Below are 13,555 nucleotides of genomic sequence, written 5' to 3'. Positions count from 1 at the left end.
TCACCGAGATCGTGGGTTCGACGCGAGATCGACCGTCCGCACCCACGATCTCGGGCCGGACCCACGATCTCGCTGCGACCGGAACGATCCCGGACCCTGAGGGGTCCGGGATCGTTCGTGCCGTCACTTGTAGGTGATCGAGGAGGTGGAGTAGCCGCACGCGGACGACGGTCCGGAGCCGATCTTCGACGGTTCGCCGGAGGTCACTCCCTTGTACTCGTCGCAGATCGAGATCTTCTTGGACGAGTCGTTGTAGATCGTCACGTTCGTGATCGTGGCCTTGTCACCGAGGTTGGAGTTGATCCCGACCAGGGACTTGCCCGGCGCGGTCACCTTGATGTTGTCGACGACGACGGTGCGGGCGTACTGCTTGGAGCAGTTGCCGCACGAGCGGTAGAGCTTGCCGAAGTCGGTCACCGTGAAGTTCTTGATGACGAACTTGCCCGGGCCGTTGTGCTGGAAGACCTTGTCCGAGGCACCCTTGGCGCCGCCGCCGTTGACGGTCATGACCTGCGAGCTGGACGAGCCCTTCAGCGTGGCGGCGTCCTCGCCCACGTCCTCCCACCACACGTTGACCAGCGTGCAGGTCCCGGTGCAGTGCACACCGTCGCCGGCACCGGTGCCGATGATGACGTTCTTGAGCGTGGCGCCGTCGGAGAGCTGGAAGATCGGCGGCTGCGACTCGTTCTGGTCACCCGACGAGATGCCGTAGTACCGCACGTACCCGCCGTCGAGCGTGCCCGAGACGTTGATCGTCGAGGACACCTTCTTGGTCCCGGTGGCCGACGGCCACGAGCCGGACGGCGGCGCGGTGGGCGACGACGTCGGGGAGGACGTCGGGCTCGACGTGGGCGACGACGTCGGCGACGACGTCGGCGACGACGTGGGCGCGGTACCCCCGGCGTACGTCTCGAACTCGGCCACCTGCGGCGTGGACGACGCGCTCGTGATCTCGAACGTGAGCTTCTTCAGCGACGTCGAGCTGAAGCTGATGACACCCGCACCGTTGCCGGTCTTCAGGACCGAGCCGGAGTCGGCGTTGATCAGCTTCCAGCTGCCGATCCGGCCGCTCGCGCCGGACGTCTCGACGATGCTCGCCGACGACACCGTCGTGGCGGAGCCCCACTTGATCGAGATGGTGCCGGTGGAGCCGCTCGGCGACCAGTACGTGCTCAGGGAGCCGTCCTTGACGTTGCCGTAGCTGGTGCCGCTGGCCTTGCTCGACCCGTCGGCGCCCGCGCCCAGGCTGAGGTTCCCGGCCGCGGCCTGCGCGGCGGACATCGACATCGCGGTGACCCCGATCGTGGCCGCCATGGCCAGGGTGGCCAAGGCCGCCAGGGGCCGTCGTGCTGGTGCTCGTCTCATCGTGTGCCTCTTCTTGGTCTGGGGATGGAAGCCGCGCGACCCGCCCGGAAGCGGGTCGCGCGGCTCAGGTCAGCTGGCGTAGGTCTCGAACTCCGCGACCTGCGGGGTGGAGGACGCGCCGGTGATCTCGAAGGTGATCTTCTTCAGCGACGTGGCCGTGAAGCTGATGACGCCCGCCCCGCTGCCGGTCTTCAGGACCGCGCCGGTGTCGGCGTTGATCAGCTTCCACGCGCCGATCCGGCCGGTGGCGCCGGAGGTCTCCCGGATGTTGACCTTCGCGACCTTGGTGGCCGATCCCCACTTGATCGAGATGCTGCCGGTCGAGCCGCTCGGCGACCAGTACGTGCTCAGGGAGCCGTCCCTGACGTTGCCGTAGCTGGTCCCGCTGCCCTTGCTCGACCCGTCCGCACCCGCGCTCGAGCTGAGGCTGAGGTTCGTCCCGCTCGGCGTCGTCGACGTCGGGGTCGGGGTAGGCGTCGACGTCGGGGTGGAGGTCGGGGTCGACGTGGGGGTCGACGTCGGCGTGGTGGTCGGCGTCGGGGTCGTCGGGGTGCACGAGCCGTCCGAGACCCTCAGGCCCGTGTTGGCACCGGCTGTCTGGGCGACGACGTTGGGCACGCAGCTGGCGCCGTCCAGGCTGTACGAGTACGGGATGCTGACCGACGTCGTCGACACCACGTTCGGTCCGGCCGGGTTGTTCTCGCTGCTCTTGGCCGACCAGGTGACGTTGTCGAAGATGTTCCCCGCGACCTGCCAGGTACCCGCCTGGTCCGTGTAGAACGTGCCGAGGACGTCCTTCGAGTTCTTGAAGTAGTTGTTCTCCACCTTGGCCTTGGCGCCGGCCCGGGAGTTGATCCCCGACTCGTTCAGGTTCACGTACGAGTTGTTGTAGATGTGCGCGATGCCCCCGCGCAGCAGCGGGGTGCGCGAGTCGAGGTTCGAGTACAGGTTGTGGTGGAACGTGATGTTCCCGCTGCCCGTGTCGGTCTCGCTGGAGCCGATGAGCCCGCCGCGACCGGAGTTGCGCAGGATCGAGTAGGACAGCGTCACGTACTCGACGTCGTTCTTCAGGTCGAAGAGTCCGTCGTAGCCCTCCGACTCCCCGCCCGACGCCTCGAGGGTCACGTGGTCGACCCAGACGTTGCGGACGGTGCTCTCCATGCCGATGGCGTCGCCGCCGTTGGAGGTGGGCGAGCCCGACTTCTTGACGTTCTTGACGGTGACGTTCTGGATGATGATGTTCTTCGAGTCCCGGATGTGGATCCCGATCTGGTCGAACGTGGCACCGCCGCCCACGCCGACGATGGTGACGTTGCTGATGTTCTTGAGCTCGATCACGCCGGACGCGGTGGAGCAGCTGCCCGACACCTGCGAGGTGTTCCCGACCGTGATCGTCCCCGAGACCTGGATCGTGATCGGGGTGCTGGTGCTGGCGCGGCTGCACAGCGCCTGGTGGATCGCGGTTCCGGTGGAGGCGGTCACGGTCGCCCCGCCGGCGCCGCCGGTGGTGCCGCCGTTCTGCGTCGCGTAGCCGGTCACCCCGCCGGTGGCGGCCTGCGCGGCGGACATCGAGATGGCGGTCACGCCGATCGTGGTGGCCATGGCCAGGGTGGCCACCGCCGCGAGGGGCCGTCGTGCGAATGCTCGTCTCATCGTTGCCTCATCTTCGTCATTGGAGTTCAGGCCGCTACCTCGACCCACGGAGCCGGGCGTTCCGGTGTCGGGAGGGTGAGCAACCGGTTTCTGGATCGTAGGAGACCGCTTTCCGTACGCCGAATGACTAAACGATTCGGCACGGTGTTTCTCATATGCGGGCGCGACGAGACGCGCGCTCCCGGCACGGGCGTGGCGGGATCTGGCGTCTGTCACTCAGCCTGTCGACGAGCCCGGATGATCAGCGGGATCCCGACGCCGAGGCCGACGACGAGGAGCCCGAGCAGCCACCAGACCCACGCCGGGGTCCCGTCCGCGGTCGACTCGGCCGGCTCGTCGGTCGACGCGGACGGCGACGGCGTGACCTCCGGCGACGGCGTGGGGGTCGCCGTGGGGGTCGGGGTCGGCGTGGGAGTCGGCGTGGGCTCGGGGGCGACAGCCGTCTCCGTCGGCTCCTGCGTCGGGACCGGCACGGGTGCCGGCTCCGTCGGCTCCGGGGTCGGCTCCGCGGTGGGCTCCGGTTCCGGCTCCGTCGGCGTCGGTTCGGGCGCGACGGCGGTCTCGGTCGGGGTGGGACGCGACGGCAGCGTCGGCGTCGGGAGCGACGGGATCGTGATCGTCGGGGTCGGCGTCGGGAGCGACGGGATCGTGATCGTGGGCGTCGGGATCCGGGTCGGGCTCGGAAGTGAGATCCCACCGTCACCGCACGACGCCACGAGGAGGACGGCCGTGAGCACGGCGACGACTCCCGAGGCCCGACGAACGACCACCTGTCGTGCGCTCACGCGACGCCCCTCTCGGAGACTGCTCCTGCGCAGCAGCACCGGGTGGAAGGTGAGTGCGCATGGACATCTGACCACAGAGCGGCTGATGGAGGGCGCGGTTTGGCAGAGCCGGGTTCGAGCCGTCGACTCACAGAACAGGCGCAGAGCTCACCGGCTGCCGGAGGATGGTGCGCTGCTTCTCTGGCGCGACCCTCCGGAAGTCGCTGAGGTAGATCTCGTGGTGCGTCCCGGCCATGCGCAGCCCGTGGTCCGGGGATGAACTCGTGGTGCAGCTGCGCGAGCACGGCGGCCTCGTCGTCGAACGAGCCGACGTGCAACGTCTGCACGCACCGCCCCTCGGACAAGGTCTGCAGCCGCAGGTCGTCGAGCCGCGCCGGCCGCTTCGTCGCCGCGACCTTCTCGATGGCCGCGGCGACGAGCTGCTCGCCCAACCAGTCCGGGACCAGGAGCATCAACGTCCAGTCCCACCGGGCCTTGTCCCGCGCCGCCGTGAACGACTCCATGTCGTCCGCCCACCACAGACCCTCGAGCGGCGGGACGACGTAGTCGCGCCCGAGGTCACGCTTGCTGGCGAACTTGAGCGTGTACGCCACGGGGTACAACGTCTCGACCGCGTCGGTGAACGCCGGTGACGAGTTCGGGTCACCGTGACCGTCGACCATCAGGTACTGCAGGTCGGGCACGTCGACGACCCGGAACTGCCCCCGGCGTGCCTGGTAGCTGTCGAGCGACTTCTTGAGGTCGACCCGGTCCGTCACAGAGCCCTCGCGACGACCGTCGCGTGCCCGCACCCCGCGCAGACCGTCGCGTCCTGGACCAGATGGAAGTCGGCGCAGGCCGGGTTGGTGCAGGTGCGCGTCTCGGTGCCGGCCGGACGCAGGTGCGGCTGCTCCTGCTGCTCCTTGAGCGGCATCGGCGTCGAGTAGATCGGCGCGATCGGTCCGGTCCCCGGGGGCGGCACGCGCAGGACCGTCCACTCGGTCGGCTTGCCGCACACAGCGCACGTCGGGGTCGCCTGCACCTGGCCGTGCGCGGGGCACGTGGCGTCGGAGCATCGGCGGGCGATGTTGGACATGGCGTTCCCCCAGGTGTCGGCGGCGACAGCAGCTAGGTCGACCCTCCTCGACGGCTGGGCCTTGGCACAAGAGCGAGAACCGGCGGCCGTCGCCGCGCGCACTCAGCGGCGTGGGTCGGGAGCGTCATCGTCTGTGCCATGACCCTGCTCGGACCCACGCAGCAGACCCACCAGGTCGAGCGCCTGATACGCGAGGTCGGACCTCGTTCGCCTCGGTCGCATCGGCCGTCGCGCTCATCTCGTCGCCGACGGACCGTCCGGGTCGACGTACCGCTCGTGCCACGCGGACCAGCAGGTAGGCGTCATGTCGGCGGACCCTATCGGGCCCGCTCGGCCCGGCGGCAGAACGACGAAGGTCCCGGTCAGATCACTCTGACCGGGACCTTCTTCTGTGGGTGGTTCCCAGAACTCGCTGACCTCGGGGCACGCACACGACGACGCCGTTCCAGGCACACCACCTTGGCTCTTCCAGGCACACCGCCCCCAGACCGGTATTGGTCCAGTTCAGGAGGCTGAGATTCCGTGCCAATAGGCCAGATGGAGGCAGGCGACTTCTAGGCTCAGCCCTATGGGGAGACTACGATCGCGACGTCTTGCGGGACTCCTTGGCGGCAGCCTCGACGAGATCACCGCCGATCAGGTGCGAGGACTCGTCGACGCTGGCGCAACGGAGGCGTTCGATCTGGACTTCAAGGCGTCGACTTACGGCCGGTCCGACGCCGACAAGCGGTCGTTGGCCGGAGACGTCGCCGCACTCGCCAACACAGCGGGGGGTCTGATCGTCATCGGCGTGGCGGAGGACGATCACGCTCGCGCGAGTCGCGCTGACGGCGTAGAAATCTCCGATGCCGAAGCGGCACGAATGCGTCAGGTGGTCGCCGCCGGCCTCTCGCCACTTCCGGCGTTCGACGTCATTCTGGTGCCAGACGGCTCGGATGGCACTCATGGGTTCATCCTGATCGCAGTGCCCCGCAGCTACCTCGCGCCACACGCAGTACTCGTCAACGACAGTCTCAGATTCCCCACGCGCAACGGCTCAACGACTCGATACCTCTCCGAGCCCGAAGTCGCAGCGGCGTATCGCGCGCGCTTGGCCGACGCAACAGAGCGCCGGAGTCGTCTCGAATACGTCGAGTCCGAACTCACGTCACAACTACCAAACTCCCGGGAAACATGGATGGTCGTCGCCCTCTTGCCCGAGCTGCCGGGCGAGGTCACCCTTACAAGGGCCACCTTCGTCGAGTTTGAGAATGCTGCCCGCGAGACTCGGGTGGGCACTCTGGGCGGGAGGGAGGACCGCCACTTCAAGCGCGCCAGCGTCGGATATCAGCGACTCCGGGCCGACGACACCGAACACAACGCCACCGAGACGCCGTATGGGGCGGTAACCGAACTCCACACCGATGGTGCTGGGGCGGTCGCAGTGAGATTGTTCGTGCCAGATGGGGCGGACCCGACCGTTCTCGTGTTATCCGACGAGCTTCTCGCCGAGACGATCGCATGGTCGCTCCAATACCTGGCGGTGCACGCGCACGAACGGGCATACGCCGACGGGATGGCGGAGGTTCGGGTTAGCGTGCGACCGGCCGTGCACGTCGGATCTACAGTCATTGGAAACTGGCGCGCAGGCAACCCGGCCGTCGCCGGCAGGCGGTTGTCGTCGCCCCCGACAGTCTCGACGTTCGCTCAGATTGGCGATCTCGCTGAAGGAGGAGTCGGGATGGTCGCGGCAGCGGCACGACTGCACCATGCGCTTGGGCATGCGTACGGATATCCCGAACTGCCACAGCTCACGCTCGACGGAGGACTTGTCTGGGCGTTCTGGCAGGGCGCCCGCAGAGCGGCGTTGAAAGACTGGGCTCAGGAGCACCGGGTGCCGATTGTCGACGAAGGCTAGTCACCCCGGCGCTCGTTCGGCAGGGCGCGACCGGCAGGAACTGGGTCGCCCCGGCGGGTCCAGCGAACTGCACCCCTTGGAAACACCCGTTTCACAGGACGTCTTAGTAATTGCCCGCGTGAACGTCGTGAGAGTGCCGTGCCCATGGTCGCCGAGGTGCGCCGGACTATCCGAGCGGATTTGCAGCGATTCCCGAGGCCGCGCAGGTGCTCGGTGTGGGTTCACCGGAGACCATGTGAGGCGTCAGCTCCCAACGAAGGGAGCGCCCCATTCACCTCCATGTGCCCTCCAGCACCGACCGCGACCGGGGTTGCGGCTGGTAGAGCAGCCGGACCGGACGCAACTGTCCTCCTTGAACGGCGGTCGTGGTGATATGCGCAAGCGCCTCGCGCTTGACGCTGCGCAGGCGTGCCGTCTCGTCAGTACTATCCAGAACGTATCGAGCGAGCTCGCTCGGAAGAGAGAACCTCAACTCGTACGCATGCGATCCCACTGGCCACAGCCTCATTGCGACCTGGTCGGCGCTGAGTTCAGCGTCCATGTGGACGGGGTGGTCGCCCACGCGCGCGACGTGGGTCATGAAGTCCTCCAGCCTCGATGGCCGCATCGCCAAAAAGAACGGGGCCTGTGGCATGCCGACGAGGATTGGCTGCTGGGTCGTGACTGCGTCCACGAGGTTACGGCTGGCAGAGATCAGACCGTCAACCGCTCGTGGCTCGGCGCCCTGACGCGCATCATTGGGCAGATTCTCGATGATGCGACCGAGGAGGTCCCCCATCTGGACCGGTGCCTGGCCACCATCCGTGTGGAGCATCGCTCGCAGCACGGTCCTCAGCACGACCGTTGGCTTCGCACCCGTCCGTCCGTCCGGCATCGCGTTGTTGATAATCGGCACGTTGTCGCGGACAGCGGCGAGCAGGTGGGCAAAGGCTCCGTCTCGGAGATCGACCAAGGATATCTCGTGTGCGATCGCGTATTGCGCGGCGGGTGTCGTGAACCCCGAAGCCGAAAAGACCGCATAGCGGTACGAGTGCCGTCGGACTAATGGGCCCTGACCCCAGCCGCTGTATCGAGTGTTCAAGTCAGCGAGGATCCCGACCGCCTCGCGGACCTCCTCAGCACCGATGGGGCTTCCGCGGAATTTCGCCTCGACAAAAAGCCGTAGCGGTCGGGAGAAGGCCGGTGTCCATGCGAGTTGGCCAAGCACGTCTGCCTGGTGATCGGTGCCACGGCCGCGGACGTTCAATCCATTTCCCAGCCAGAAGAGTTCGACGTTGTCGACGTCCGAACGCGCTAGGAGGTCGTATCCGGATGACTTGAGGAGGTAGCACAGCACCTCTTCAAGCACGTAGCCCCGCAGTTGCTCGAGCTTCATGTGCACGTCCCCACTGGAGATGGGCCGCAGAGTGACGGATGACGCGGCGCGGCTTGCTTGTCGACGCTCATCTAACTGCACCAAGGGGCTTGAGCGACGATCGCGCTCCACGAAAGGCCCGCTGGTACTCGCGAGTTGCCCACCCTTGAACCGCAGGTAAGACGACACGTCAAGGCGTCGCTTCTGCACCTGTGGGCCACCGACGTGAACATCGCACACGACCGTGCGTTCCCGAGCGGGGAACGGCCTCGGCCGTCGCCAACGCCGGCGACGTGAGTGAAGCGTCATTCGGAGCACTGCAGAACTCGCTCACGGCATGGTTCCGTCCACGCGCGAACTGCAGTCTCCATCAGAAGCAGGCTGTCGGCCTCGTCAGCGAGTAGCGCGCACCTGCTATGCGCCTCCTTGAATCACCCTCAGCGAAGGCCGCGCGTGCACCGTCGTTTGATCGAGACCATTTACAGAGATCGTTACCTGTCCAAAGGTCAAGTCGTGGAGCAGTTCCGCAGTCAAGCCGAGCGAATCCCTCAGGCTTCCGCTACCGATCCCTTGCGCACGCAACGTCGGGAACACTATCGCGAAGACGCGTGAAAGGTCGCGACGCATCCCACCTGGCTCGCTCGAGCGGTACCCGAGTTGTGCCAACTGGACGCAGTTCTGTCTGTAAGACCAGTCACTTAGGCGTCCGACGTCATGTAGCCGACGAGTCATCGCCATCGCAGACACCCGGTAGCGGCTCTTAAGACGCAATATCTCCGGCACTGCCGGTTCCCTGCTCGCATCCGCCAGCAGCGCACTTCGTGGCATCAGGAGCGCGGATGCGAAAGCATCGGCCTCCTGCTCGATTTGCCGGCGAAGTTCGGCATCCGACTGAATGTGCCCTGGTGGGACACGGGTGTGCATCACGAGGTGACCCAACTCGTGCGCTAGATCAAACCTCGACCGCTCTGCGGACTTCTCCGTCGAGAGAAAGACGTACGCCTGCCCATCGCGGGACGTACTGAACGCGTCCACCGTTCTTGCGTTGGGCGGAATGCTGAGCACGCGCACGCCGTGCGCCTCTGCGAGCTGGATCAGGTTGGGCATCGGCTCCTGCCCCCGTCCCCACACCGACCGCAGCGCAGCTGACGCAGCTTCGGGTTCTTGGTCGTCGAGATCCGGCAGGGCGAGCTTGGGCAGAACGAAGCGCTCAGCGAGCCACTCATAGAGTTCCACGCCAACATCTGCGGCTGCGATGGCCGCATGCCGCTGGCCAGCCGTCGCTCGCCTCAGCGCTCGGAAGAACCCTTGGTCCGGCGACATGCGCTCGCGCTCAGGCAGTGCGAAGAAGGACGGCTCGACACCCAGCGCGTCCGCAAGATCCCCTTGACGTGACTTCGGCGCACCCAAGGACTCATAGTCCTGAAGTGCGCGAGTAGTCATACCGAGGACGCGAGCGAGCTCCGTCTTCGATATGCCGCGAAGCTCCCGAGCGAGAGTGATGCGCGTGGGGTTGAGCCGCGCCTCAGCGTGCGACGGGGATGTCGAAGTCGACGTCATCGCTACCACCTGCATCGATCGGGAGGATCGTCGCGTCATCGAACGTTCGCGTTGGCAGGATGATCCGTTCAGCCCACGCTCGAACGCTGCCGCCGTCAGAAATTGACACCGGGCGCGAGAGCTCGGCGCGAAGCCCTTCGGTCTTGCTTCGGAAGTAGAGCAGGAACCAGGTCTCGACGCCCGTGTTGCGCTCCGCAGCCATATCGGCGAGAACCGCTTCGATCACGCCATCGAGTTCAAGCTGCTGATTGACGTGCACGGCACTCACCGACGTGACTCCGCGGGGCCTCGCGGTCCGCGGATCCGCTTCAGGGATGCCCGTTCCGGGTCCGCCACTCACAGCCACGACAGCCGCGCGACCTTGCGGGCTAATAACGCGGGGTGAGTTGCGAGTGTCGTCGAGCGACCACCCATCTTCCGCCAGGCCAGAGCGAAGGACCTGGACCGTGTCGAGCCATCGGCGTGTTCCGGCAGCCATCACTGGACTGAACCGGTCAGCCTGCCGCGCGCCGATGTCACCGGCGTCGAGTGCAGCATCCAGCCGCTTGGGGGCGATCCCCAACTGCGAGAGCCGCACCAGCGCGTCATCGCCGACGTAGGTAGTGGCGAGGATGGGGTCGAAGCCCGACACGTTCATGCTGCCTCCACTGGTCGAACACCTGTACCGACAGGGTCTCACACTCGTGCGCAAAACCGGAATCTGCGCAGGTCAGCAACGGCGTGTCGGTCTCCACAACAGGTAGTCATCATGCTCATCCCCCCGAACCGAGTCCGAGCGCACTGACCTGCGCCGTCATTGCTCGATCCTCCCTAGTGCGCCGCCAAGGTCGAGGGACCGTCAATAGTGCATCATAACTGATATGTTTTTGGCATGGTGGCGGAGAGACGCAGGGTTCTCGCTCGCGATGCATTGCGTGAGCGCGCGCTGGAGCAGAACGGGCTGCTCACTCGGCGCCAGGCGCTTGAGGACCTGGGGCTGACGGCGGGGGCGGTGGACAACCTGGTGGCGCGCGGTCGTCTCGATCGGGTCGCGCACGGGATCTACCGGTACCCGCACCTGCCCGGGATCGCGGATGAGCAGTACCAGGTCGCCCTGCTGCGCACCGGAGACCCTGATGCTGCGCTGAGCCACGAGACCGCCCTGCAGCTGCACGAGCTCAGCGACGTGAACCCTGCCCGCTACCACGTGACCGTGCCGCAGCCACTGCGGATCCGCCGCAGCGACAACGCCCGGTACGTCGTGCACGTGCAACGCCTCACCGCCCGGCAGGTCACCTGGTGGCACCAGATGCGGATCGCCACGCCGGCGACCGCGATCGAGCAGTGCCTGGAGCGCGGGACGCCGACGTACCTGCTTCGCCCAGCGATCGACCAAGGCCAGCGCACCGGAGCGGTCCGCAACGACGACGCCGCGCGACTCAGCGCCGCGCTCGAGGCACGCGAATGAGGGCCGAAGCCACACAGGCACCCTCATAGGTACCGGATGTCAGCCCGCGCGACGCCGTTGGTGACGCCGCTCGGCGGAAGATGCTGGACGAGGCAGGCGCGCCACTAAATGTTGCACTCTGCATCCGTTAACTACTCGATGTCACACTTGAGTAGCGACATTCGCACTAACCGTGCACTCTCTCCGGCATTCGGACCGCATATCGCCGAAACGAGCCAGCACTCGACGCGCGTTCCGGAGACGACAGGATTCAGCCACTGAGCGGCCGGTCACCGTGCGCCGCCTCCTACTTCCACTCAAAGGTCGCCCAACACGGGTAGCGAGCCACCACGGAGCCAGGCTGCCCATTGCATGGCTTTGTAGTCCGTCAATGAACTGACGTGGTCCGCAATGCACCGCCGCGTGCGAACGCCCTTGTGTTGCAGTACCGAGTGCTCGCTCAACTCCGCGTCATCTTCTCGAAGGTACGTTCTAAGCGGTTCCGGAATCTCTTTCAGGGCCGGCGAGCTCGCCAGCCAATCGTCTAGGTCTTGCAATAGACCTACGAGCGCTGCGCGCTGACTACGCTGAACGACACCAACGTGGACACTGTCGACGATGAGGCTTCGCCCGAGCGTCTTTAGTACCAGGATTCGGTGCCACGCCTCCGCGCCAGGATGAATGTGTGGACCATCCTTCCAGCCCGGGGCCTGCCGACACACAACGTCGCTTACCAATGTGCCAACGATATCGCCGAACGCCTTCCGTATTTGCACGTCTTGTCTCAGCGTTCCTGCATAATGTTCGCTCAGATCGGTCTCAAAGTACTCAAGCGTCGATGTCAGCGCATCGATGTAGTGCTCTCGATCAGCAAACCCTTCTTGGTGGTTGACCGCTTGGCGGTAAGCCCGCTCAAGCGGTGAGGGAATCTTGTGCGCACTCTTTTCATGCAGAATGCGCGCTCGCTTCGAGCCCTCTCCATCTCCGCCAAAGTCCACATAGTCACCCTTCTCCATCAATCCCAACTGCTGTTCCAGGGCCTTTTGCGCGTCCGTGGGGTCGAGCATCCCGGCCAGCATGAAGTCCTGAAGATCGTGGATGGCGTATGTGATGTCGTCGGCGAGGTCCATCAAAGACGCCTCAAGTGTCTGCTGCTGACGCTCCACCAAGCCCGAAGTCCACGAACGCGCGCGCACGAATTCTGGGATGTCATCGGGATAGACGCAGTACTTCTTGACGTAGCGGCCGCCGTTGTCCCCGTCAGCGCGCCACCAGGGGTACTTGAGCAAACTCGCGAGTGACGCTGCGGTAAGATCCAGCCCGACATAGTTTCCAGTCTCGGTAGGAACCCTATGTCTGTCCAGTCGCGTCACGATTCTGAATGTCTGAGCATTCCCCTCAAAGCCCTGCGATGTCAACGAGTCCACGTCGCAGAACTCAAGAGCTGCCGTATCGACAGTTTGGGAAAGATCCGTCGGGGCCTCTGGACACGCCGCTCCGAATGGTGGTTGTGCCCTAATGAAACGATCGAGCAAAATCTCTCCCAGGTGCCCGAAGGGCGGGTGGCCGAGGTCATGCGCCAGCCCGGCAACCTCGCACACCACGGAGTCAATACCGCCAAGGCGACCTATCGTCGCAGCATCTTCCGGATTCGAACGAGCTTTTCCAATTACGTCCTCCGCCAGTTCTTTGGCGACCAGGGAGACCTTGAGAGAGTGGGTCTGCCGAGTGTGCAACTGCGGCATTCGGGGATCAGGCGAGACGACCTGAGTCACCCCAGCCAATCGCTGAAAATAGGGCGAATACAACACACGGGCTAGGTCGCGTTGAGAACTACTCCGGCGATCTTGGGTTCCGCGATTCTCGGCCTGCCGCGACTGTCGGAGGCGCTGTACCTCTGGATCCGCAAGGAGTCGGGAGTCGCAAAGCTCTCGGGCCTCTGGTTCCGAGGGCTCTAGACCGGAGGACTCAACGGACATGGGCGGCGCGTGCGCCACGTCGTACAGTTCGGCCTCTACTACTCGCTTCAATGGTCAAGAGCCCGAGGCTCGTCGAGGCAACGCTTATCCCGAACGCCACCTCTGACACGCCGAGCCGCGATTCGGCAGCCAAATGCGCTACCAGTTGCCCGTACGCTGTGGGGCCATCATTCTGTTCGATCTGCGCAATCGCTGCTCGACCCACAGATTCCGCAAAATCTGTGATCTGCCTGGCATTCATCGCGTCGACATCGCAGGCCGCGAAGTCTGTCAGTGACATAGTCCTTCTCCTCGTCCGCCGGCCGACCGGCTCCGCCCTGAACGAGCAGACGCATCGTCGCGTGCCCGTCGATTCGCTAGGAGTACCACGTCACTCTGACACGAAGTCCTCGGCAGCGGCAGAGGCGCGGTCCCCGCGCGCCGCGTTTTTCACACCCGAAGTCACTCTCGTGGTTCAAAGA

At 65.5% G+C, this 13,555-nt stretch carries 10 protein-coding genes and 1 pseudogene; 2 read left to right on the top strand and 9 right to left on the bottom strand.

The window, feature by feature from the left end:
* Window positions 1-123 precede the first annotated feature (123 nt).
* From ASD16_RS09395 to ASD16_RS22210, 5 genes and pseudogenes are all read right to left on the bottom strand, one after another.
* Complete coding sequence (locus ASD16_RS09395; protein ID WP_055916161.1) at window positions 124-1,365, bottom strand: pectate lyase; 1,242 nt, start codon at window positions 1,363-1,365, stop codon at window positions 124-126.
* 69 nt (window positions 1,366-1,434) lie between these two features.
* Window positions 1,435-3,018 (bottom strand): polysaccharide lyase family 1 protein, encoded by a 1,584-nt coding sequence (locus tag ASD16_RS09390; RefSeq protein WP_055916159.1) that lies wholly within the window; start codon window positions 3,016-3,018, stop codon window positions 1,435-1,437.
* 212 nt (window positions 3,019-3,230) lie between these two features.
* Window positions 3,231-3,803, bottom strand: a complete 573-nt coding sequence (locus tag ASD16_RS21710; RefSeq protein ID WP_157453874.1) for a hypothetical protein — start codon at window positions 3,801-3,803, stop codon at window positions 3,231-3,233.
* Between the two features lie 127 nt (window positions 3,804-3,930).
* Window positions 3,931-4,561, bottom strand: a pseudogene (locus ASD16_RS09380) (GyrI-like domain-containing protein).
* Window positions 4,558-4,878 carry a hypothetical protein gene (locus ASD16_RS22210; RefSeq protein WP_055916157.1) on the bottom strand — a complete coding sequence of 107 codons (321 nt, stop codon included), beginning with the start codon at window positions 4,876-4,878 and terminating at the stop codon, window positions 4,558-4,560. The pseudogene ASD16_RS09380 and the gene ASD16_RS22210 overlap by 4 nt, the downstream one beginning before the upstream one ends.
* A gap of 568 nt (window positions 4,879-5,446) precedes the next feature.
* Here ASD16_RS22210 and ASD16_RS21380 point away from each other — a divergent pair.
* Window positions 5,447-6,775 carry a helix-turn-helix domain-containing protein gene (locus ASD16_RS21380; protein ID WP_082570740.1) on the top strand — a complete coding sequence of 443 codons (1,329 nt, stop codon included), beginning with the start codon at window positions 5,447-5,449 and terminating at the stop codon, window positions 6,773-6,775.
* 271 nt (window positions 6,776-7,046) lie between these two features.
* Here ASD16_RS21380 and ASD16_RS09360 read toward each other — a convergent pair whose 3' ends face one another.
* The 3 genes from ASD16_RS09360 to ASD16_RS09350 all read right to left on the bottom strand — a co-directional run bounded on the left by ASD16_RS09360 (window position 7,047) and on the right by ASD16_RS09350 (window position 10,326).
* Entirely contained in the window at window positions 7,047-8,150 is a 1,104-nt protein-coding gene (locus tag ASD16_RS09360; RefSeq protein WP_055916150.1) for a restriction endonuclease, read from the bottom strand.
* A gap of 393 nt (window positions 8,151-8,543) precedes the next feature.
* On the bottom strand, window positions 8,544-9,572 hold the full coding sequence (locus ASD16_RS09355) for an ImmA/IrrE family metallo-endopeptidase (protein WP_162250292.1): 1,029 nt from the start codon (window positions 9,570-9,572) through the stop codon (window positions 8,544-8,546).
* Window positions 9,573-9,654: 82 nt separating this feature from the next.
* Window positions 9,655-10,326 (bottom strand): hypothetical protein, encoded by a 672-nt coding sequence (locus ASD16_RS09350; protein ID WP_055916146.1) that lies wholly within the window; start codon window positions 10,324-10,326, stop codon window positions 9,655-9,657.
* A gap of 234 nt (window positions 10,327-10,560) precedes the next feature.
* On the opposite strand from ASD16_RS09350, the gene ASD16_RS09345 reads away from it, so the two are divergent.
* The gene (locus ASD16_RS09345; RefSeq protein ID WP_082570737.1) at window positions 10,561-11,136 is read left to right on the top strand and encodes a type IV toxin-antitoxin system AbiEi family antitoxin domain-containing protein; all 576 of its coding nucleotides are present in this window, start codon (window positions 10,561-10,563) and stop codon (window positions 11,134-11,136) included.
* A gap of 296 nt (window positions 11,137-11,432) precedes the next feature.
* Here the strand turns inward: ASD16_RS09345 and dgt are convergent, their stop codons facing one another.
* A complete protein-coding gene (gene dgt, locus ASD16_RS21375; protein WP_082570736.1) occupies window positions 11,433-13,094 on the bottom strand; it encodes a dGTP triphosphohydrolase in 1,662 nt (553 codons plus the stop codon).
* Window positions 13,095-13,555 lie beyond the last annotated feature (461 nt).

The sequence above is a fragment of the Cellulomonas sp. Root485 genome, assembly GCF_001426705.1.
Lineage (GTDB): Bacteria > Actinomycetota > Actinomycetes > Actinomycetales > Cellulomonadaceae > Cellulomonas.
The sequence above is the reverse complement of the archived record's forward strand: the minus strand, read 5'-3'. Positions and strand labels throughout refer to the sequence as shown.